The following is a 20622-nucleotide window of genomic DNA, read 5'->3' as shown; positions in this document are numbered from 1 at the left end:
AAATCAGTTGAGAGGTCTCGCGCGTGTCGCCATGATATTGGTGTCTGCGCAGCTCAGGGGCATAAGAAATGCATTTGCGCAATGGTGGAGATGGGGCTGTGGAGCCCCGCCCGTCTGTAAAACGGGAGCTCACGCAAAGGCGGTTCGACTCCGTCCTCCACCACCAGCCGTTGCGCCACCGGGGTGACCCGGGGCAACGACCCCGTTCCTCCTCGCGACCTAGTAGAGGAGGAAGGGGAGTCACCATGTCGATCGATGTCCAGCAGCCGAGGCCGCTCGGTCTGGTCGGGAGCCACGTCCAGATCGCCGGTACCGCGGGCGGTGCGTTCGAGGCGCAGTTCAACTACCGGATCCACGAGGGACACGACGAGGTCACCGGCGGGTTCATGGCCGGTGACGGGGGCGGCGGCCACGGCCAGTTCCAGATCAGCGTCGACGTTTCCGGCGCCTCGTTCGCGCTCGACAGGCTCTTCGTCGAGGTGTTTTGGACCTCGCCCAAGGACGGCGCCGAGCTCGACAAGGTCATCGTGCCCGTCGTGTACGGGCCGCGGATCGTGCCCGGCTACCGCGTGTACCTGGAGTACACGATCCAGCCCGGCGACACGCTGTCCGCGATCAGCCTGCAGTTCTACGGCAACGCCAACCTCTACACGCGGCTGGTGCGCGCGAACCCGCACGTGATCACGAACCCCAACGTCATCCACCCCGGGGATGTGATCCGAATTCCGCAGGCATGACCTCGTGACGACCGGAGTCCACGACGGGATCGCGCAGCTCGAAGTGCACGATCCCGTCCTCCTCCCACACCACCTCGCCGAGCGACTGCCACAGGTCCAGTGCGCCGGGAGAGTGGCGGTAGGCGTGCAGGTAGATCGACTGATAGCCACCGTCGGACCGTGCGAAGGCCAGCAGCTCGGCCACCATCGCACGAGCGAGGCCGCGCCGGCGGTGCTCCGGCCGCACGTACACCCGCCGCACCTGCGCGGTCGCCCCGGACGGGTACCGCTGCGCGAGCCAGCCGGGTTCGCGCGGTCCACGAGAGTCCAGGGCCGCGGTCCCGGCGATCGTGCCGTCCCGCCGGTCGATCGCGACCACCAGCATGTGCCGTCGCGGCGCCAGGTAGTGGCCGGTCAGGTCGATGACGTCGTTGTGCCACCCCGGCACGTAGCCGGTGCCGAAGTCGCGGTACAGCGCGTCGAGCATGACCGACCGCGCGCCCCCGAGGTCCTCCGCCGTCGCCACCTTGATGCCATAGTTGTGCACTTGCACATGATATGCATCTGAGTGGGCTGCCCGGACGTGATCGCGACCGGGTGAGACTGTGGACCGACCGCGAGTTCGGGAAGCTCTGGCTCGCCAGGGTGATCTCGAACGCCGGGTCCGCGGTGTCGGGCGTCGCGCTGCCCGTCCTCATGTACTCGCTCACCGGCAGCGCCGTGCACACGGGTGCTCTCGCGGCTCTCACGGCCGCGCCCTACCTGGTGTTCGGGCTGCCCGCGGGAGCGCTCGTCGACCGCATGCACCGGCGCACGGTCATGGTCGTCACCGACCTCGTCAGCGCCGCGCTGCTCGCCAGCGTGCCCGTGGCCGCGGCGGCCGGCACGCTGACCCCGGTCCACCTGCTGGTGGTGGCCGGGGGAGTGGCGAGCGTGACCGTGTGGTTCGACGCGGCCAACTTCGGTGCCGTGCCCGCGCTCGTCGGCAACGACAACCTCGCCCGGGCCAACAGCGCGATCTGGAGCGCTTCCACCGCCGTGCACATCGCCGCACCGTCGGTCGCGGGCGTGCTGATCGCGGTGATCGGGCCGGCGGGGACGATGGCGCTCGACGCACTGAGTTTCGCGGTGTCCGCGGTGCTGGTCCGCATGATCCTCAGGCCGCTCAACCAGCGACGGGAACCCCGGATCTCCCTCCGGGCGGACATCAGGGAAGGGCTCGAGTTCCTCTGGAGAGACCCCACAGTCCGGCTCTTCACCGCCCTGGGCGTCGGTCAGGCCGTCAACGGTGGTGCCGTGTCGGGACTTCTCGTCGTGTACGCGTTCCGGGTGTTCGACGTCCCGGAGAACGACGCGCGGATCGGCGTGTTGTTCAGCGCGCTGGCGGCCGGGTCGTTCGCGGCGATCGTCGTCATGCCCAAGATCAGTGACGCCTGCGCGCCCCGCCACGTCACGACGATCGGGCTCTCCGCCGGGGTTGTCGTGACGGCGTCGCTGGTGGGCGTGCAAACGTGGGCGCTGGCCGTGACCAGCACGGCGCTGTGGGGCCTGACCTCGACGATCGTCATCGTCAACGGCATCACGGTCCGCCAGATGATCACCCCTGATCATCTTCAGGGGAGGGTGAACCTGGTCGGGCGCATGCTGACCTTCGGCGTCGGGCAGCCCCTCGGAGCGATGGCGGGCGGAGTGATCGCCGACGCGCTGTCCGTCCAGTCCGCCCTGGTGATCACGGCGTTACCGCTCGTGCTCGCGGCGGCGATCGGGTGGTCGCAGCTGAAGCCCGCACCCGGCCGTGAGTTGGGACACGGGCTCAAGTGAAGCTGTGCCGAGGACCTGGTGCCTTGTTGGTTTCATACAAAGCACGCTGCTCAACTCGTTCCGAACCAGCGATTTTGTTACCCGGTAGTAGCCGAGAGTGTGTACGTCGAGTGGGCGGCGACTGCCGCTGAGGTCGTAATGTCCGCGAGGAGCCAAGTCGTTGTTCAGTCGTGTAGCGATCGTCAACCGCGGGGAAGCTGCGATGCGGCTGATCCACGCCGTCCGTGAGCTCGCCGCCGAGTCAGGGGAACGGATCGAGACCGTCGCCCTGTACACCGATGTCGACAAGTCCGCGCCCTTCGTCAGGGAAGCCGACCTCGCCTACAACCTCGGCCTGGCGGCGGATCGTCCGTACCTCAACCTCGAAGTGCTGGAGACCGCCCTCGTCGAGACGAAGGCCGACGCCGCGTGGGTCGGCTGGGGCTTCGTCGCCGAGATCCCCGAGTTCGCGGAGCTGTGCGAGAAGGTCGGGGTCACCTTCGTCGGCCCGTCCGCCGAGGCGATGCGCAAGCTCGGCGACAAGATCGGCTCGAAGCTGATCGCCGAGGAGGTCGGCGTTCCCGTCGCGCCGTGGTCGCGCGGTGCCGTCACGGACCTGGACCACGCCCTGAAGGTGGCCGAGGAGGTCACCTACCCGTTGATGCTCAAGGCGACCGCCGGTGGTGGCGGCCGCGGCATCCGCAAGATCACGTCACCCGACGAGCTGCGCGAGAACTTCGACCGCACCAGCATGGAGGCCGAGCGCGCGTTCGGCTCCGGCGTGATGTTCCTGGAGCGCCTCGTCACCGGCGCCCGCCACGTCGAGGTGCAGGTCATCGCCGACGGCCAGGGCACGGCGTGGGCGCTCGGCGTCCGCGACTGCTCGGTGCAGCGGCGCAACCAGAAGATCATCGAGGAGTCGGCGTCCTGCGTGCTGGAGCAGCACCAGGTCGACGAGCTGAAGGCGTCGGCGGAACGGCTGGCGAACGCCGTGGGCTACCGCGGCGCGTGCACTGTCGAGTTCCTCTACCACCCCGGTGAGAAGCTCTTCGCGTTCCTGGAGGTCAACACCCGTCTGCAGGTCGAGCACCCGATCACCGAGATCACCACGGGCTTCGACCTCGTCAAGGCGCAGCTGCACGTCGCGGGCGGCGGCAGGCTGGAGGGCGCCAAGCCCGCCGAGCTCGGCCACGCCGTCGAGGCCCGCCTGAACGCCGAGGACCCGGACCGCGACTTCGCGCCGTGCCCCGGCACGATCGTTCGTCTCGAACTGCCCGCGGGCCCCGGCATCCGCGTCGACACCGGTGTCGCCGAGGGCTCGCAGATCCCCGCCGACTTCGACTCGATGATCGCCAAGATCATCGCGTACGGCCGCGACCGCGACGAGGCGCTCGGCAAGCTGCGCCGCGCCATGGCCGAGACGACCGTGATCATCGAGGGCGGCACGACCAACAAGAGCTTCGTGCTCGACCTGCTGGACGAGCCCGCCGTGATCGACGGCTCCGCCGACACGTCCTGGATCGACCGCGTCCGCGCCGAGGGCGGCCTGGTCTCGCACCGCCACTCCGCCATCGCGCTGGCCGCGGCCGCCATCGAGGTGTACGAGGACGAGGAGCAGATCAACCGCACGCAGCTGCTCGCGTCCGCCCGCGGTGGCCAGCCCCGCACGAACCACGAGGGCGCGCGCAAGCTGGAGTTCGTGCTGCGCGGCCAGCCGTACGTCGTGAACGTCGCCCGCATCGGCGCCGCGAAGTACCGCGTCGGCGTATCGGCCGCGGATTCCGCCACCGTGCTGACCGGTGACGTCGACGTCGAGCGGTTCGACCACCACGTCGGCCAGATCACCGTGAACGGCACCAGGTTCCGCGTCGTCACCGGCACGCACGGCCCCGTCCACCAGGTCGAGGTCGACGGCGTCACGCACCGCGTCACCCGTGACGAGGGCGGTGTGCTGCGGTCGCCGATGCCCGCGCTCGTCGTCGCGACCCCGCTGGAGGTCGGTGCCGAGGTCGAGGCCGGCGCACCCGTCCTGGTGCTCGAGGCGATGAAGATGGAGACGGTGCTGCGCGCGCCGTTCCGTGCGCGGTTGAAGGAGCTCGCCGTCGTCGTCGGCACGCAGGTGCCCGCCGGTGGCGCGCTGCTCAAGCTGGAGGAGATCGAGGACGCCGACGGCGCCGAGGTCGAGCAGAAGTCCGAGTCGTCGGTCGAGCTGGAGCTGCCGGCGCCGCGCACGGACGTCCGGCCGGAGGAGCTCGTCGCGCGCGGTCTCGACGACCTGCGCGCGTTGCTGCTGGGCTTCGACACCACGGCCGCGGACACCGACCGGGTGCTGAAGAACTACATGGACGCGAGGGGTGACCTGAGGGAACGGCCGCTGGTCGCGGAGGCCGAGCTGCTCGGCATCTTCGCCGACCTGTGCGACCTCTCGCGCAACCGCCCGGCCGGTGAGGAGACCAAGCCGGAGAACCACATCCACTCTCCGCGCGAGCACTTCCACACCTACCTCAAGACGCTCGACGCCGACCGCGCCGCGCTGCCGGAGAGCTTCCGCGCCCGGTTGACGAACGTGATCGGCCACTACGGCATCGCGGAGCTCGACCGCACGCCGGAGCTGGAGCAGGCCGTCTTCCGCATCTTCGTCGCGCTGCGCCGCGGTGTGTTCGACGCGGCCGTCGCGACGACTCTGCTGCGCCAGTGGGTGCAGGAGGCGCCGCCGGTCGAGTCCGAGCGCGTGCAGGTCGGCCTGGTGCTGGAGCACATCGTCGCCGCCACCCAGGTCCGCTACCCCGCGGTCGCCGACCTGGCCCGCAGCGTGGTGTTCACCTGGTTCGCGCAGCCGTTGCTGCGTCGCACCCGCGCCCGCGTGCACAGCGAGGTCCGCAAGCACCTCATCCACCTGGACGCCTCGCCCAACGCCGCCGACCGCGAGGAGCGGATCGCGGCGATGGTGGCGTCCGCCGAACCGCTGGTGCGCCTGCTCGGGCAGCGCATCGGCAAGCCCGGCGCGGACAACACCCCGTTGCTGGAGGTGCTGGCACGGCGCTACTACACCAACAAGGCGCTGGCGAACCCGCGCGTGAACGGCGCGTTCTTCATCGCCGAGAACGAGCCGGAGCAGACCCGTCTCGTCTCGACCGCGGTGGAGTTCCCGGCGCTGGCGGACGCCGTCGGTGACGTCGTCAAGCACGGCAACGGCAGTGCCGTCGTCGCGGACGTCTACGTCAACTGGACCGACGGCCCGTCCGACCAGGACGAGATGGCCGCGGCCCTGGGCGCCGCCCTCGCCGCGCACCAGCTGCCGCCGACGGTCACCCGCATCACCACCACGGTCGCGGGCCGCCGCGGCGAGTCGATGCACCACCACTTCACGTTCCGCCCGTCCTCCAACGGGTTCGCCGAGGAGAGGCTGGTGCGCGGGCTGCACCCGCGCATCGCCGAACGCATGCAGCTGGAACGGTTGCGCGAGTTCGACCTCACCCGTCTGCCCGCGGTGGACGAGGACGTGTACCTGTTCCGCGCGGTGGCCAAGTCCAACAAGTCCGACGAGCGTCTGGTGGCGCTGGGCCAGGTGCGCGACCTGACCCCGTTGCGCGACGACGACGGCCGGATCGTCGCCCTGCCCGCCGCCGAGGACGTTCTCGCGGCCTGCCTGGACGGCATTCGCCGCGCTCGCGCCCAGTCCGGTGGCCGGACCCGCCTCGCCACCAACCGGGTCGTGCTCTACGCGTGGCCGCCCACCGACCTGTCCTCGAAGGACCTGGACGCCGTCGCGACCCGTGTGGGACCGACGACGACGGGCTTGGACCTGGAGGAGGTCCTGTTCCTGGCGCGTCGCAAGGACGCCGCGACCGGTGAGCTGACCGACATCGGCGTCCGGATCGCCAACGACGCGGGTTCCGGCGTCTCGTTCTCGTTCGTGCAGCCGCCGACCGAGCCGATCCAGCCGCTCGACGACTACCGCCAGAACGTCCTGCGCGCCCAGTCGCGCGGCACGATCTACCCGTACGAGCTGGTCGACATGCTCGTGGGCGACGGTGGTTCGTTCGTGGAGCACGACCTGGTCGACGGCACGCTGGTGCCGGTGGACCGTCCGCGCGGCGGCAACAAGGCGGGCCTCGTCGTCGGTGTGGTGACCACGCCGACCCCGGCCTACCCCGAGGGCATGAAGCGCGTGGTGCTGCTCGGCGACCCGACCAAGTCGCTGGGCGCGCTGGCCGAGCCCGAGTGCTCGCGGGTGATCCACGCGCTGGACCTGGCCGAGGAGCTCTCCGTTCCGCTGGAGTGGTTCTCGCTGTCGTCCGGCGCGAAGATCTCGATGAGCTCCGGTGTCGAGAACATGGACTGGGTCGCGGCCGCGCTGAAGCGGATCGTCGAGTTCACCCAGGCCGGTGGCGAGATCAACGTGGTGGTCAACGGCATCAACGTCGGCGCCCAGCCGTACTGGAACGCCGAGGCCACGATGCTCATGCACACCAAGGGCATCCTGGTCATGACCCCGGACTCGGCCATGGTGCTGACCGGCAAGCAGGCGCTGGACTTCTCCGGCGGCGTCTCGGCCGAGGACAACTACGGCATCGGCGGCTACGACCGCGTCATGGGCCCGAACGGCCAGGCGCAGTACTGGGCCCCGAACCTGCGGTCCGCGTTCGACGTGCTGCTGGCGCACTACGAGCACAGCTACATCGCTCCCGGTGAGTCCGGCCCGCGCCGAGTGTCCACTTCGGACCCCGTGTCCCGCGACGTGTCCTCCTACCCGCACGTGGTCGGCGACAGCCCGTTCGCCACGGTCGGCGAGATCTTCTCGGTCGAAGCCAACCCGGACCGCAAGAAGCCGTTCGACATCCGCACGGTGATGCGCGCCCTGTCCGACCAGGACCACGACGTCCTGGAGCGCTGGGCGGGCATGGCCGACGCCGACACCGCGGTCGTCCAGGACGTGCACCTGGGCGGCGTCCCGGTGACGTTGCTGGGCATCGAGTCTCGAGGCGTGGCCCGCACCGGCTTCCCGCCCACCGACGGCCCCGACACCTACACGGCCGGCACGCTGTTCCCGAAGTCGTCGAAGAAGGCGGCCCGCGCGATCAACGCGGCCTCGGGCAACCGCCCGCTCGTCGTGCTGGCGAACCTGTCGGGCTTCGACGGCTCGCCGGAGTCGATGCGCGAACTGCAGCTGGAGTACGGCGCGGAGATCGGCCGAGCGATCGTCAACTTCCGCGGCCCCATCGTGTTCTGCGTGATCTCGCGCTACCACGGCGGCGCGTTCGTGGTCTTCTCGAAGGCCCTGAACCCGTCCATGACGGTGCTGGCGGTAGAGGGCTCGTACGCGTCGGTCATCGGCGGCGCACCGGCCGCGGCAGTGGTGTTCGCTCGCGAGGTCGACGGCCGCACGGCCAACGACCCGCGGGTGAAGAAGCTGGAGTCGGCGGTGGCGGAGGCGTCCGGCGCCGAGCGTGCGGCGCTGACGGCCGACCTGGCGTCGACGCGGCAGGCGGTGCGGACGGAGAAGCTGAACGAGATGGCGGCGGAGTTCGACCGGGTGCACAGCGTGCAGCGCGCGGTCGAGGTCGGGTCGGTGGACGCGATCATCTCGGCTGCTGAGTTGAGGCCGGCGATCATCAAGGCGATCGAGGACGGGCTGGCTCGGGCTTAGTCGCTAGTTTGAGGGGAGCCCCGGTCGCTGTGGCCGGGGCTCTTTCTCGTGTGGGGGATGCTGTGCGAGACATCGCCGAACACGTCGAGGTGGACGATCCCGGCTGGCCGGTGGTGATCGAGGCGTTGGCGGCGGTGGATCACGTCGTGTTGGCGCCGGAGGCTTCCGCGTGCCGCGCCACGTTGCTGCAGCTGCAGATCACCGCCAGGTCGTTGCTCGGCGCGGTCGTGCTGAACACCGGTGGGCTGGTGCTGCACCACGGTTGGCTGCGCGTGTACGGCGGATCCAGTGGTTCGTTGCCGAGCTTGGCCGAGGTGAACGGGTTTCCGGCGTCGGTCGACCCGTCATGGGCGCCCCAGGCGGGCCTGGTGCTCGCGCACGACGTGCTGGGCGGCGTGTTCGCGTTGAACGGCATGGATGCCGGACGGTTCGGCAGGCCGGGAGATCCGGGCCAGGTCGTCTACTTCGCGCCGGACACCCTGGAGTGGGAGACCTTCGACGGTGGCCACGGCCATTGGCTGACGTGGATGCTGGACGGCGGCCTGCCCGAGTACTACTCGACGGTGTTCTGGCCGTCCTGGCAGGCCGAGGTCGCGAACCTCGGCCTGCGTGACGGAATCACGACGTATCCGCCGTTGTGGTCGAAGGAAGGCTCGGAGAACATCGCGGCCGCAAGCCGCAAGGCGGTGCCGATGCGCGAACTCCTCTCGTTCCACGCGGACACGTGCGGACAGCTCGGACTCGCCGCTCCCGGACCCCTCGGAAAGGCCTGACCGTGGACTGGAAGAAGGACCGCATCGGAACGTCGTTGCGCGGCACCAACCCCACCGTCCTGCGACGCCTCACCGCGGGCTTCGCGAACATCGGCGACGTCCAGTTCCTCCCCGGCTACTGCGTCCTGCTGACCGACATCCCGGACGTCCAGCGCCTGACCGACCTGCCCCGCCCCAAGCGGATGGAGTTCCTCTCCGACATGGACGTGCTCGGCGAGGCGGTCGAACGCGTCTGCGCCCGCCGCGACGACGGGTTCCGCAGGGTCAACCTCGAGATCCTCGGCAACACCGATCCCTACCTGCACGCCCACGTCTGGCCGCGCTACGACTGGGAGCCGAAGCACCTCGTCGGCCGACCTGTCTGGCTGTACCCGCTCGAGCGCTGGTCCGACCCGGGAACAGCGCTCGGCCCCGCCCACGACGACCTCCGGGCCGAGCTCACCGCGGAGATCGATCGACTCAGGCGTCCAGCTTGAACGGGTCGTGCTCGGCCAGCAGCTTGTCGAGCCGGGCTCTGTCCACGCGGCTCGTGATGTACGTGTCCTCCTGCCGGTCCCTGATCACCTTGGACAGCGTGAACGCCGACGTGACCGTGTAGAGCATCGCGATCCCCAGGAACGCGCGCACCCACCCGTCGACGGGCAGGAACACGACTCCGATGCCGACGGCGGTCAGCGAGAGCCCGAACGAGAGGACCGCCTGCATGTAGAACGCACCGGTCGTCGGGGTGTGCGAGGGCGTCGTAGAAGTCATGATCCTGAGAGTCCTGGGTCACACCAGGGCTGTCATGAGTACGGCTACTCAATGTCGGATCACGTTTCGTTCGTGATCCCGAACGGGATGTGCACGCACGGCACCGTCTGGACCAGGTGGCCGCGCTGGTCGTCGAAGAAGATGTGCGGCTTGAGCACGTCGAGGATCGGCGCCTTCTCGAGCCCTCCCAGGAAGAACGCGTCGTTCACCGTCAGTCCCCACGCTTTGAGGCTGTTGATCGCGCGTTCGTGTGCCGGAGCGGACCGGGCGGTGACCACCGAGACGCGGACGCGGTCCTCGGCGAGTCGCTGGATCCGGTTGACGCCCGCCAGGAAGTTCCGCAGCGGTCCGGGATCGAGGGGCGTGACGACGTTCGTCGCCTCGTGCTGCTGGAACTGGTCGAGCCCGCCGCTCTGGTAGATCCGCTCCGCCGCGTCGTCGGCCAGCACGCCGTCGAAGTCGAACGCGATCCGCAACGCCGGGTCGTCGTCGTCCTGGAACGACGACTTGAGCACCTGGCCCGCGGGCATGCCGGCCGCGGTCGCCTTGCGCACGTCGTTCTCGTGCGCGGACAGGAAGAGCGACATGTTCAACGCGGGCATGAACTCGTGCGGGGCGCGTCCCTGCGTGAAGATCGCCCGCGAGATCGCGAGGCCGTGGTGGGCGGCCGAGCGGAGGATGCGCAGGCCCGTGTCGGGGGAGTTGCGCGACAGCACGATCACCTCGACCAGTGGTCCCAGCGAGTTGAGCTGCAGGAGCCTGCGCAGGAACGGGAACGCGACGCCGGGCCCGAACGGTTCGTCCAGGTGCGCTTCCTGGTAGGCGCGGTAGGCCTCCTCGCCCTCGGCGTGGAAGACCGCGTCGGACTCGGTCAGGTCGAACAGCGCGCTCGACGCGACGCCCACGACGAGCAGGTTCTCCAGGCTGGGAGCCACAGCGCTGATCGTAGCCGCGCGGGCGATGATCACGAGATCATCGCCCGCGCGGCTGCTAGGAGAACGTCCAGCGCTGGTTGGCGGTTCCGGCGCAGTCCCAGAGCTGGAGCCTGGTGCCGTCGGCCGAGCTGGGGCCGGTGGCGTCGAGACATCTCCCTGACGCCGCGTTGCGCAGCTGACCGTTCGACTCGGCGGTCCACTGCTGGTTGCCGGCGCCGGTGCAGTCCCAGAGCTGGGTCACGGCGCCGTTGGCGGTGCCGGACGCGTCGAGGCACTTGCCCAGAGCGCGCACGGTGTTGCCGTTGCGGGACCATTGCTGGGCGTTGGTGCCGTTGCACGTCCAGAGCTGCACCGCCGTGCCGTTGGCCGAGTTCGCCCCAGCCACGTCGACGCACTTGCCGCCGTAACCGACGATCGTGCCGCCGGTGGGCGGGGTGCCGCCGGACGCGGCCTCCCAGATGGCGTTGAGCAGGCTGGTGCTGCCGGTGGTGTCCTGCGACAGCTCCCAGTTCATGATGCCGCCCGCGTTCGACACCGCCCACGTCGTCTTGCGCTTGATCGTGGGGATGCCGTTGTAGCAGTTGCCGTTGTAGCAGTCGCGGTTGGCGTTCGCCGGGTCCTGCGCGACGAGGTCGCGGTAGGCGATGTAGGTCGGCCGGCTGTAGAACGGCACACCGAGAACCGCTTTGCTCGCAGGCAGTCCGCGGCCCTTCCAGAAGTTGACGGCGTTGATCGACCAGTCGTAGTTCGCGTGCGGGCTGCCGCCGTCGTAGGCCATGATGTTCAGCCAGTCGACGATGCCGAACACCGCGGGCTGCACGCCGTTGGCTGTACCGCCCTCGCTCACCACAGCGGCCGTGAGGATCTTGCCGCGGCTGTGCAGCGCGTCGCCGAGCTGGCGCATCAGCAGGGTGTAGTTGTCGCCCTCGGCACCGGGATCCGGGTACTCCCAGTCGATGTCGACGCCGTCGAGGTTGTACTGGTTGACGAGGTTGACCAGGGAGTTGACGAACGTCGTGCGGCCGTTGGTGCTGGCCGCGAGGATCTCGAAGTTGTCGTCGTTGCCGTTGTTCCAGCCACCGACGGCGATCGATACCTTGACGCCGTTCTGGTGGCCGAGGCTCACCAGCTGCTGGAGCTTGGCGGGGTCGGGGGTGCCCTGGAGCGTGCCGTTCGAGTTCGGCAGCGCGAAGGAGTAGTTGATGTGCGTCAGCTTGCTGTACTGGATCGCGCTGACGCTGCCGGACCACGACGGCATGTAGCCGACGCTCTTGAATCCCTGGGGATAGGCGGCCTGCGCGGCAGGCGCCAGGACTGTCATCGTCGCCGCGGCGGCGGCCAGCGCGAGGCCGGCGGCACCGAGGCGTGAGCGGAGTGAACGCATTGCAGGGTTGCCTTCCACTTTCGTCGAGCGCCCACTCGCGACGTTAGTGGTCTAGACCGGTGGTCGGGAAGATCAACTCGCGACCGGAACTGGTTCCGGTCGCCGTGCAGGGAATCACCGCAGGTAGGAGGCGCCGTTCACGTCGATGATCGTGCCGCTGGCCCACGTGGCGTGCTCGGTCGCCAGCCACGCGACCGCGGAGGCGACCTCCTCCGGTTCGGCGACGCGGTTGAACGGGCTCTGCGCGCGGATCGCGTCACCTTCCGGCCCGGCCAGGAAGTCGGTGACCATGTCGGTGCGGACGAATCCCGGTGCCACACCGGCGACCGCGATGCCCTGCGGGGCGAGGGACTGCGCGAGCGACTGCGTCAGCGCGTGCAGACCGGCCTTCGCGGCACCGTACGCCGGAGCGTCCGGCTCGCCCCGGAACGCGCCCCGCGAACCGATGTTGATGATGCGGCCACCCTCGGTCATGTGCCGGACCGCGTGCCACGTGAGGTCGGCGGGGCCGTACAGGTTGAGCTCGATCGTGCGGCGCCAGGCCTGTTGCCACTCCTCGAAACCGGTCGTGGCGATGGGGTGGTGGAAGTAGATGCCCGCGTTGTTGACGAGGACGTCGAGCCCGCCGAGCTTCGCCACCGTCTCGGCGACGATCTGCTCCGCCTGGTTCGCGCCGAGATCGCCCTGGACGGTCACGTGGCCGCTGCCGGGAAGGCCCTCGGCGACGGCCTGGGCCGCGGCCGGGTCGGACCGGTAGTGGACGGCGACCTGGTGACCGCCCGCGGCGAGGGCGTGGGCGATGGTCGCGCCGATGCCGCGGGACGCTCCGGTGACGAGTGCGCGTCGGGTCATGTGGCGATCATGCCTGATTGTCGATCATCCACTTGCCGTTCTGCTGCACGAACGTGTACGTGTGCGTCTCGGTCGAGGAGACGGCCGAACCCTTCATGTACTGCAGCGTCACGGTCACGACGTTGTCGCCCTGTGGCACGAAGTTCGACAGCTGCACCCCGGTGTACTGGCTCCAGAACGTTTGGTACTCCTGGAAGGTCTTGACGCGTACCGACTTGAACCGGTCGGTGAGCAACGAGTACCCGGTCTGGAGATCGCCGGGGATCAACGCGTAGTACGCGGTGATCGCCTCCTGGGCGTTCTTCGGTCCCGCGGGCGGAGGTGGCGGGGTCTCGCCCTGGCTCGGGGTGTCGGTCGGCGGGTTCGTTTGAGTGGTGGTCTGCGTTTGGGTCTGCGTCTCGGTCGGGGGCTGCTGCTGCGTCTGGCTCGTGGTGGTCGGGGTGGTGCTCGTGGAGCCCGACGCCGGCGGGTTGTTCGCCTGGTTGTTGTTTCCCTTGGGCCACAACAGGAACGACCCGACGCCCACTGCCAGCACGAGGAGGACGATCGCGATGGGGACGAGCGGGAACTTGCGGCGGTTCTGGTCGGGTTCGGCGGGAGGCGCCGGCGGGGTAGTCGCGAACACCGGTTCCGGAGCGGGCCGCGTCGGTGCGGGCTCAGGCTCAGGTTCGGGCTGCGGTTCCGGCTCCGGTTCTGGTTCTGCCGCAACCGGAACTTCCGGCTCGACAGGCGTTTCCTCGGGCTTCGGAGCCGTGAGTTCCGCGGCCTCGGCGGCAGCGGCACCTGCCACCAGCCCGGCCGCGGCGGCAGCGGAGTCCTGCTTCGCCTTCTCCTCCGGCTGGGCCTCGGCAGGCAGCTGCACGGTGGCGGGGATGACGGCGGTCGCCTCGGACACCTGCGGCGAGTCGTTCACCACGGCGGCGAGCAGGTGGACCGCTTCCTCCATGGACGGCCGGCGCTCGGGATCGTTGGAGAGCAGCCGGAACAGCACCGGGGCGAGCAGCGGACCGGCGTTGGCCGGCGGCATGATCGAACCGCTGGCCACGCGGTGCAGCATCGCGATGTGGTTGTCGGCCGTGCCGAACGGCGGTCCGCCCTCGACCGCGTTGTACAGGGTGGCGCCGAGCGAGAACACGTCGGAGGCGAGGCCTGCGTCCTCACCGCGCGCGACCTCGGGGGAGAAGAAGGCCGGGGTGCCGACGGTGCCGGTCGCGGTGGCCGTGCCGTCGTCGGTGGTGCGGGAGATGCCGAAGTCGGTGATCTTGACTTCCTGGTCGCCGATCAGGACGTTGCCGGGCTTCACGTCGCGGTGCTGGATGCCGTGGCGGTGCGCGGCGGCGAGGGCGGCGGCGGTGTAGCAGCCGATGCGGGCGACCTCGCGCGGCGGCAGCGTGCCCTGTTCGGAGATGACGGCGGCGAGGCTGCGGGAGGGGAGGTACTCCATGATCAGCCAGGGCTGCCCGTCCTCCTCCACGACGTCGTAGACGCGGATGGCGTTCGGGTGTTCGAGACGGGCGGCGAGGCGGGCCTCGCGCATGGCTCTCGCCTTGGCGCGTTCGATCTTGGCGTCGTCGACGCCTTCCAGTACGAGCAGCTCCTTGGCGGCCACCACCCGGTGAAGCTGCTCGTCATAGGCCTGCCAGACGACTCCCATCGCACCCTGGCCGACCTTCTGCCTCAACCGGTAGCGGCTCCCGATGAGCCTGCTGCTCTCCTCCACGCGCCTGACCGTCCCCTCTGATCATCCGCAAGTGTGACGGTTGCCGCGTTCACGATTGACCGTAACCCTACATGGGGGTACATATGGGGTTATGCCAAAAATCAACGTGTACCTCCCCGACGATCTGGCCGAGACCGTCAAGGACCTCAACCTCCCGGTGTCCGCCATCTGTCAGCGCGCGCTGGAGGTCTCGGTCAAACGGATCACGGCGGTGCGCGGCCTCACCGTCGACGACCTCGACGGTGACCGGGGTACCCAGCTGACCCAGCGCCTGCGCGCGGTGATTCGGCTGGCGGCCGTTGCCCCGGTGGTGACCACCGCCGAGCTGGCGCAGGCGCTCGTCGACGAGGGCGGCAACCTGGCGCTCGACGTGCTGCGGGCGATCGACATCGACCCGCGGACGTTGAGCTTCCCTTCGGAGCCTCAGGAGGGTGCCGGGTTCGCGTCCGACGCGGTCAACGCGCTGGAGCTGGCCGTGGTCGAGGCGATCGCGCTGGGCCACAACTACGTGGGCTGCGAACACCTGCTGCTCGGGCTGGTCGCCGAGCCGGACGGCAGGGGCGGTGAGGTGCTGCGCTCGCTCGGCGCGGACCTCAAGGGCACCCGGCGGGCCGTGCAGACGGCGCTCGCGGGCATCGTGCACGCGAAGAAGACGCAGACCGCCACGCCGGACGCCGCCAAGATCCTGGAGATGATCATGGCTCGACTGGACCGGCTGGAGAAGCACGCCGGTATCGGCTGACCAGCTCCTCGCCGATGGCGGCCAGGTGCTCCTGCACCGCGGGGGACTCGACGGTGATCAGGCCGCCCCACCCGGCGACGTTGCGCGCGATGTCGAGCGGGGTCGGCGCGGTCAGCTCGACCTTCGCGTGGTCGTCCAGGTGCTCGACGACCGTGCAGTGGCGGCCGTGCTGTCGTTGGAAGATGTCGAGGAACCGGGTGGGCACCAGGACGGTCGCGGTCGTCGCCGAGCGGCGTTGCTCCATCGCCGTGACGATCTCGTCCCAGGTGCCCGCCAGTTCGAAGTCGGCGGGCCTCGACGCCTTCGCGCCGGTCAGCGTGGCGCCGAGGATCCGGTCCAGCCGGAACGTGCGCTGGCCGTCACTCGTGCCGGCGATGAAGTACCAGGTGCCGTCCTTGTCGACGAGTCCCCACGGGTCGACCACGCGCCCCTTCGGCGCTTCACCGCGCTTCTGATAGGTGAGCCGGACCCGGATCTGCCGCACCACCGCCTCCTGCAGCACCGCCACGAGGCCCGGCCGGTCCTTGGTGTCCTCGCCCCAGGCGGCGGTGTCGATGATCGTCGCTTCGGCGGCGGCCTCGGCGTCCGCGCGGAACGTCTGCGGCAGCGCGCGCACGAGTTTCCGCAGCGCCGACTTGATCTGCGGGGCGACAGAGGCGGCGGGGCCGGCTATCAGGAACAGTGCCTGCGCCTCCGCCGAGGTGAGCCCGCTGAGGTCGGTGCGGGCGCCGCCGATCAGCGACCAGCCGCCGCCGCGGCCCGGCTGGGAGTAGACGGGAACGCCCGCCGCGGACAGCGCCTCCAGGTCGCGGCGGGCCGTGGCTCGCGAGACTTCGAGCTCTTCGGCCAGGTCAGCAGCGGTGACCTGACCGCGGGCCTGCATCAGCAGGAGGGTGGCGACTAGACGGTCTGCGCGCATGTCTCCAGGTTTCCGGTGAAAGTGCTCACTGGATGAGCACTTTACGGCCGAAGCTGAAAACCGACCGACCCGAAAACTTCTGGAGGATCTCGTGTTGCGAGGCATGTCGACCGTCAACTACTTCGCCGACGACGTCGCGGAGGCACGCGAGTGGTACGCGTCGTTCCTCGGCGTGGACGCGTACTACGAGCGGAAGATGCCCGACGGGACGCTGGGGTACGCCGAGTTCCGGATCGGCGACCACCAGGCCGAGCTGGGCATCGTGGACCGCAAGTTCGAGGTGAGCCCTTTCGCGGGGCCGGCGGGGGCCGTCCTGTACTGGGCCGTGGACGATCTGGAGGGCACCTTCGCGAAGTTGCAGGAGCTCGGTGCGCAGGTGCACGACGAACCGCGCCCGCGTGGGGAGGGGTTCGTGACGGCGTCGGTCGTCGACCCGTTCGGGAACGTTCTCGGGATCATGACGAACGCGCACTACCTGTCGATGGTGGAACAGGCCTCCTGAGAAGCCCATTTGCCGCCTATCCTGCACAGATGACGACGCAGCTCGCCATCACCGGACATCGGGGCCTCTCCGCGGAGCTGGAGGCGGAGGTCGATCGCATGATCCGCGCCGCCGTTGCTCGGACGGATGCTGAAACCGGTGCTGTCGTGGGTGTTTCGTGTCTGGCGGACGGTGCGGACGCGGTGTTCGCGCAGGCCGTGCTCGACGCGGGCGGGTCGCTCGTCGCGGTGCTGCCGGCCTCCCGGTACCGCGAGACGCTGCCCGAGGAGTACCAGCCGGTCTACGACCGCTTGCTCGCCCGTGCGGGCAAGGTCGTGCAGCTGCCGTTCGTGACGCCCGATCCGCACGCCTACATGGAGGCGGGCAAGCGGATGGTGGACGAGTCCGACTCGCTGCTCGCCGTGTGGGACGGGCAGCCGGGACGCGGTCCGGGTGGAACGGCCGACGTGGTCGCCTACGCGCGATCTCAGGGTGTGCCGGTCACCGTTCTCTGGCCTGAGGGCGCGATCCGCTGAGAACCCTTCCTGCCAGCACCCTGCTGAGTATGGCCGGCCTGAGGAGCGCCGTCGGGTGGTCGACCATCTGTGAGACCCGGACGCACGCGCGGTAGACCTGCTTGCTGTGGGGGATCACGTCGGCCAGACGCCTCGCGTACCACTGCGCGAACCGGGCGCTCGGCGACCGCCTCCTGGTGCTCCAGCCCAGGTCGTGGGTCGTCGCCGACGTCCACGGGGTCCAGGCCGCCTTCGCGACCGCGCGCTGGAACAGCTGGGGTTCCTTGGCCAGGTCGTGGTCGTGGAGGAGGGTTCGGAGGTCCGCGCAGTTCAGGGCGGCGAGGGTAGTGCCGTGCCCGTGGACGGGGTTGAGCGAGACGACCGAGTCTCCGAGCGCGAGCAGGCCGCGGGGCCAGTTCGGCACCTTGTGAAAGCGGTTCCAGCGGCTGCGCAGGTTGCCGGCGTGGTGGATCGGCGAGGCGGGTGTCGCCGTCTTGATGATCTCCGCGATGTCCTGGCACTCGAGCGCGGTGGCGTGGGAGAGGAAGCCGTCCTCGTCCGTCGGGGCCGCTTCGCCGCCGGCGCTGAACAACGTCACGAACCAGTGGGAGCCGTCGACGGAGGCGACCGCGCCACCGCGTTTCGTGGCGGGCGCGTGGGTGAACTCGCGGGCGGTCTTCCAGTCGAGCTTCAGGTCGGGGTTCACGTGGTAGAGGCGTGAGCTGCAGGCGAGGTGACCGTTGACGATCATCGGTGCCGGGCAGTGCACGCCGAGCTCCGCGAGCCACGACACGAGCTTGCTGTTGCGGCCGGACGCGTCGACGACGAGGTCCGCGTAGTCGGTGAAGGCCGTGTAGTCGGTGAAGGCCGTGTCCGCGGAAACCTCGTCTCTGACGGTGCCCCTGACCATGCCTCTGACTGTGTCTCTGGAAGACACGGCGTCTTTGGAAGACACAGCCTCGCGCCTGCCGTGGACCCCGGTGACGGTGCCGCGGTCGTGCAGCAGGCCGTCGATCGTCACACCGTCCACAAGGGACACGTTGGGCAGCTTCAGCACGCGGCGGCGGATGATCCGTTCGATCGTCGCGCGCGACGTCGAGAGCACGCTGAGGCCGACGTGGTCGCGCGGTGCCCATCCGGCCGCGGACCGGATGAGGAAGTCGCTGCCGACGTCGGCGCGGACCGCGCCCGCGTACTCGAGCTCGGCGCCGAGACGGGGGAACAGGGTGTCCAGCACCTCGGCGCCGCGGGCCAGCAGCGTGTGCGGGTCGTGGGCCTGGCTGCCCGAGAGGGGAGTGCCGGCGCGGTGTTCGGTGTCCGGAGCGATCTGGTCCCGTTCCACGAGGACCACGTCGCCGTACGACTCGGACAGCACCCTGGCCGCCAGCAGCCCCGCGAAGCCTGCGCCGATGACGAGGGCGCGGTCGGAGTACATGGCGGTCATGCTGGCAGAGCCGGGCTTCCGGAACGATCCTCCGAAAGTTCCTAGCTCAACTTCGCGACGAGTTCGGCCCGGCTGCGCACCCCGAACTTCGCGAACAGCGACTTGAGGTGGTCCTGCACGGTGTAGGGGGAGATGTCGAGCCGCGCCGCGATCTCCGAAGTCGGCTGTCCGGCGAGGACCTCGTGGCAGACGTCCTGTTCGCGGGCGGTGACGCCGTGGGCCTTGAGCAGCAGTCCCATCAGCTCGGCTCCGGATGCACGGCTGATCGTCACGGCCGCCTCGGAGCTGTCGTCGGAGAGGAGCTCGCTCGCCTCCAGCAGGATCCATCCGCCGTGCGCGTCGCGGACCCTCGCCTTGAACGCGCCGGTGCGTGCTCCTGCCGCGGCGGCGCGCAGCATCACCGCGAACCGGCCGGGCGCGACCTCTTCCAGTTCGTCTCGCCACCGCGTGGCGGAGGCCGTCGATGCCCGGATCGTGCCGTCGGTGGCGACCACGATGATCGCGGGCGCGTCGTGGAGCGGGTGTGATCGCCTTGCCCCAGTGCGGGCCGCGAGGCGGGTGGCGGCGCCCAGCGCCGGTGCGACCGAGGCCAGGAACTCCACCTCGCGTTCGCTGAACTCGCTCGTGCGCACCACGCCCGCCGCGCCCCAGCACGTGTGGTCGGCGCGGAACAGCACCCGCAGCTCGTGGCTGAGTCCCAGCGGGCGCCAGACCTCGTTGAGACGTGTGGACCGCTTGTCCTCCAGCCGGGCCACGGTGTCACCGCGCTGCGCCAGTGCCGCGAACGTGTGCGGTTCGCCGGGCGTGTACTCGCAGCTGGCGAGCACCGGTTCGTACTGCGCCGGGATGCGGTTGACGCCGCTGGTCATCGAGCTGATCGCGCCCGAGTCGGGGTCCATCGAGGCCCAGCAGGTGAGCTCGCACGGGACCACGCGGTCCACCAGGGCGATGGCGGCCGCGTGCAGTTCCGCGACGTCGAGACCCGCGCTGGCCAGCGCTGTGACGTCGCGTCGCACGCCGTGCGCCCGACCCTCCCACATGGTTGGCAGTATGCGCGCGGTTCGAGCGGTTCGGGCATCCCAGTTTTCCGGGATACAGCCGTCCGTCCGGCACGCGGACGCTTCTTCGCATGACCGTTGGAATGATGAGCACAGTCGGCGATGGTGACGAGCTGACCGTCCCCGACGCGAAGATCACCGTCCGGATCTCGGGCAAGGACACCGGTGGCGCCTACGAGCTGTTCGAGGTGGACGCGCCACGTGGGGAGGCCGCGCCGCCGCACCGCACGCCGTGGCCGAAGGTCTACTACGTGCTGCACGGACGCATGGCCGTGCTGCTCGACGGCGAGCTGCACGACCTGTCGCCGGGAGACGTGATCACGATCCCGCCCGACGCGCCGCACACGTTCACCGTGCACACGCCGTCGGTGCAGTTCCTGGCGTTCGCCGTGGGGGACGTGATGGGTGCGTTCTTCCGCGACCTGTCGGAGAACGGCTTTTCGGCGCTGGAACGGCACGGGGTGACGATGTGAGCGTCGTGGCTCAGGTCGCCGCGGCGGTCGCGGCCCTGATTCACCTGGTCGTGTGGGTGTGCGAGGCGTTTCTGATCCACCGCGTCCACCACTCGATGTTCCGGCAGCCGGCCTCGGACGTGCCGGCGATCCGGCTGTGGGCGTTCGGCGTGGGGTTCTACAACCTGTTCCTGGCCTGCGGCCTGATCGCGGGGCTGATCGCGCTGCACTCGGGGCAGGAGCTGGTCGGCCGCACGCTGATCTTCTACGTGTCGTGGTTCATGGTGCTGGGCAGCGTCGTGCTGGCCGTGGCCGACCAGCTCGCGATGAGCAGGCCGCGCAACCAGGCGTGGGGAGGCGTGGCCGCGGAGGGCGTGCCACCGCTGGTCGTGCTGCTGTTCGCCTGAAGGGACGCCGCTGTGGCGACC

19 protein-coding genes and 1 tRNA gene are annotated in these 20622 nt (G+C 69.7%); 11 read left to right on the top strand and 9 right to left on the bottom strand.

The genetic code is table 11. The features are described 5' to 3' along the window. Nucleotides 1–83 precede the first annotated feature (83 nt). A tRNA-Tyr gene (locus AOM45_RS50580) sits at nucleotides 84–166 on the top strand. 79 nt (nucleotides 167–245) lie between these two features. After that, nucleotides 246–737, top strand: a complete 492-nt coding sequence (locus tag AOM45_RS05085) for a LysM peptidoglycan-binding domain-containing protein (protein WP_030470173.1) — start codon at nucleotides 246–248, stop codon at nucleotides 735–737. On the opposite strand, the gene AOM45_RS05080 is transcribed toward AOM45_RS05085, so the two are convergent. Continuing rightward, entirely contained in the window at nucleotides 697–1263 is a 567-nt protein-coding gene (locus AOM45_RS05080) for a GNAT family N-acetyltransferase (RefSeq protein WP_051784117.1), read from the bottom strand. The genes AOM45_RS05085 and AOM45_RS05080 overlap by 41 nt on opposite strands. Before the next feature lie 50 nt (nucleotides 1264–1313). Between AOM45_RS05080 and AOM45_RS05075 the strand changes: the two genes are divergently transcribed. From AOM45_RS05075 to AOM45_RS05060, 4 genes are all read left to right on the top strand, one after another. Beyond that, the gene (locus AOM45_RS05075) at nucleotides 1314–2537 is read left to right on the top strand and encodes an MFS transporter (protein WP_051784116.1); all 1224 of its coding nucleotides are present in this window, start codon (nucleotides 1314–1316) and stop codon (nucleotides 2535–2537) included. Between the two features lie 160 nt (nucleotides 2538–2697). Then, nucleotides 2698–8166 (top strand): ATP-binding protein, encoded by a 5469-nt coding sequence (locus AOM45_RS05070; protein WP_030470170.1) that lies wholly within the window; start codon nucleotides 2698–2700, stop codon nucleotides 8164–8166. A 62-nt stretch (nucleotides 8167–8228) separates the two neighbouring features. Then, a complete protein-coding gene (locus AOM45_RS05065) occupies nucleotides 8229–8939 on the top strand; it encodes a DUF2625 family protein (protein ID WP_030470169.1) in 711 nt (236 codons plus the stop codon). 2 nt (nucleotides 8940–8941) lie between these two features. Continuing rightward, on the top strand, nucleotides 8942–9415 hold the full coding sequence (locus AOM45_RS05060; RefSeq protein WP_201779890.1) for an HIT family protein: 474 nt from the start codon (nucleotides 8942–8944) through the stop codon (nucleotides 9413–9415). Here the strand turns inward: AOM45_RS05060 and AOM45_RS05055 are convergent. The 5 genes from AOM45_RS05055 to AOM45_RS52220 all read right to left on the bottom strand — a co-directional run bounded on the left by AOM45_RS05055 (nucleotide 9399) and on the right by AOM45_RS52220 (nucleotide 14583). Next, nucleotides 9399–9692 (bottom strand): YiaA/YiaB family inner membrane protein, encoded by a 294-nt coding sequence (locus AOM45_RS05055; protein WP_030470167.1) that lies wholly within the window; start codon nucleotides 9690–9692, stop codon nucleotides 9399–9401. The genes AOM45_RS05060 and AOM45_RS05055 overlap by 17 nt on opposite strands. 59 nt (nucleotides 9693–9751) lie before the next feature. After that, the gene (locus AOM45_RS05050; RefSeq protein WP_030470166.1) at nucleotides 9752–10627 is read right to left on the bottom strand and encodes a 5'-nucleotidase; all 876 of its coding nucleotides are present in this window, start codon (nucleotides 10625–10627) and stop codon (nucleotides 9752–9754) included. 55 nt (nucleotides 10628–10682) lie between these two features. After that, on the bottom strand, nucleotides 10683–12011 hold the full coding sequence (locus AOM45_RS05045) for a glycosyl hydrolase family 18 protein (protein WP_030470165.1): 1329 nt from the start codon (nucleotides 12009–12011) through the stop codon (nucleotides 10683–10685). A 114-nt stretch (nucleotides 12012–12125) separates the two neighbouring features. Then, the gene (locus tag AOM45_RS05040; protein WP_030470164.1) at nucleotides 12126–12863 is read right to left on the bottom strand and encodes an SDR family NAD(P)-dependent oxidoreductase; all 738 of its coding nucleotides are present in this window, start codon (nucleotides 12861–12863) and stop codon (nucleotides 12126–12128) included. Nucleotides 12864–12870: 7 nt separating this feature from the next. After that, on the bottom strand, nucleotides 12871–14583 hold the full coding sequence (locus AOM45_RS52220; RefSeq protein ID WP_035911814.1) for a serine/threonine-protein kinase: 1713 nt from the start codon (nucleotides 14581–14583) through the stop codon (nucleotides 12871–12873). Nucleotides 14584–14674: 91 nt separating this feature from the next. Between AOM45_RS52220 and AOM45_RS05030 the strand changes: the two genes are divergently transcribed. Then, nucleotides 14675–15325 carry a Clp protease N-terminal domain-containing protein gene (locus tag AOM45_RS05030; RefSeq protein WP_030470162.1) on the top strand — a complete coding sequence of 217 codons (651 nt, stop codon included), beginning with the start codon at nucleotides 14675–14677 and terminating at the stop codon, nucleotides 15323–15325. Here the strand turns inward: AOM45_RS05030 and AOM45_RS05025 are convergent. Continuing rightward, a complete protein-coding gene (locus tag AOM45_RS05025) occupies nucleotides 15279–16244 on the bottom strand; it encodes a helix-turn-helix transcriptional regulator (protein ID WP_030470161.1) in 966 nt (321 codons plus the stop codon). The genes AOM45_RS05030 and AOM45_RS05025 overlap by 47 nt on opposite strands. Before the next feature lie 91 nt (nucleotides 16245–16335). Between AOM45_RS05025 and AOM45_RS05020 the strand changes: the two genes are divergently transcribed. Together AOM45_RS05020 and AOM45_RS05015 are read left to right on the top strand one after the other, a co-directional pair. Continuing rightward, on the top strand, nucleotides 16336–16746 hold the full coding sequence (locus tag AOM45_RS05020) for a VOC family protein (protein ID WP_035911811.1): 411 nt from the start codon (nucleotides 16336–16338) through the stop codon (nucleotides 16744–16746). A gap of 29 nt (nucleotides 16747–16775) precedes the next feature. Continuing rightward, on the top strand, nucleotides 16776–17261 hold the full coding sequence (locus AOM45_RS05015; RefSeq protein ID WP_030470159.1) for a hypothetical protein: 486 nt from the start codon (nucleotides 16776–16778) through the stop codon (nucleotides 17259–17261). On the opposite strand, the gene AOM45_RS05010 is transcribed toward AOM45_RS05015, so the two are convergent. Together AOM45_RS05010 and AOM45_RS05005 are read right to left on the bottom strand one after the other, a co-directional pair. Beyond that, complete coding sequence (locus tag AOM45_RS05010) at nucleotides 17227–18675, bottom strand: FAD-dependent oxidoreductase (protein WP_162185710.1); 1449 nt, start codon at nucleotides 18673–18675, stop codon at nucleotides 17227–17229. The two genes, AOM45_RS05015 and AOM45_RS05010, sit on opposite strands and share 35 nt — an antisense overlap. 50 nt (nucleotides 18676–18725) lie before the next feature. Further along, entirely contained in the window at nucleotides 18726–19724 is a 999-nt protein-coding gene (locus AOM45_RS05005) for a helix-turn-helix transcriptional regulator (RefSeq protein ID WP_030470157.1), read from the bottom strand. Nucleotides 19725–19828: 104 nt separating this feature from the next. On the opposite strand from AOM45_RS05005, the gene AOM45_RS05000 reads away from it, so the two are divergent. Together AOM45_RS05000 and AOM45_RS04995 are read left to right on the top strand one after the other, a co-directional pair. Next, nucleotides 19829–20215 carry a cupin domain-containing protein gene (locus AOM45_RS05000; RefSeq protein WP_236703156.1) on the top strand — a complete coding sequence of 129 codons (387 nt, stop codon included), beginning with the start codon at nucleotides 19829–19831 and terminating at the stop codon, nucleotides 20213–20215. Then, on the top strand, nucleotides 20212–20601 hold the full coding sequence (locus AOM45_RS04995; protein WP_030470155.1) for a DUF1304 family protein: 390 nt from the start codon (nucleotides 20212–20214) through the stop codon (nucleotides 20599–20601). The genes AOM45_RS05000 and AOM45_RS04995 overlap by 4 nt, the downstream gene beginning before the upstream one ends. Nucleotides 20602–20622: the final 21 nt, after the last annotated feature.

The organism is Lentzea aerocolonigenes, assembly GCF_000974445.1.
Taxonomy (GTDB): domain Bacteria; phylum Actinomycetota; class Actinomycetes; order Mycobacteriales; family Pseudonocardiaceae; genus Lentzea; species Lentzea aerocolonigenes.
The sequence above is the reverse complement of the archived record's forward strand: the minus strand, read 5'-3'. Positions and strand labels throughout refer to the sequence as shown.

Bases quoted from the DNA above. Each gene is read 5' to 3' on its own strand.
- AOM45_RS05085 (WP_030470173.1), top strand. From the start codon at position 246: ATGTCGATCGATGTCCAGCAGCCGAGGCCGCTCGGTCTGGTCGGGAGC.
- AOM45_RS05055 (WP_030470167.1), bottom strand. From the start codon at position 9,692: ATGACTTCTACGACGCCCTCGCACACCCCGACGACCGGTGCGTTCTAC.
- AOM45_RS05045 (WP_030470165.1), bottom strand. From the start codon at position 12,011: ATGCGTTCACTCCGCTCACGCCTCGGTGCCGCCGGCCTCGCGCTGGCC.
- AOM45_RS05040 (WP_030470164.1), bottom strand. From the start codon at position 12,863: ATGACCCGACGCGCACTCGTCACCGGAGCGTCCCGCGGCATCGGCGCG.
- AOM45_RS05030 (WP_030470162.1), top strand. From the start codon at position 14,675: ATGCCAAAAATCAACGTGTACCTCCCCGACGATCTGGCCGAGACCGTC.
- AOM45_RS05025 (WP_030470161.1), bottom strand. From the start codon at position 16,244: ATGCGCGCAGACCGTCTAGTCGCCACCCTCCTGCTGATGCAGGCCCGC.
- AOM45_RS05015 (WP_030470159.1), top strand. From the start codon at position 16,776: ATGACGACGCAGCTCGCCATCACCGGACATCGGGGCCTCTCCGCGGAG.
- AOM45_RS05010 (WP_162185710.1), bottom strand. From the start codon at position 18,675: ATGTACTCCGACCGCGCCCTCGTCATCGGCGCAGGCTTCGCGGGGCTG.
- AOM45_RS05005 (WP_030470157.1), bottom strand. From the start codon at position 19,724: ATGTGGGAGGGTCGGGCGCACGGCGTGCGACGCGACGTCACAGCGCTG.
- AOM45_RS05000 (WP_236703156.1), top strand. From the start codon at position 19,829: ATGAGCACAGTCGGCGATGGTGACGAGCTGACCGTCCCCGACGCGAAG.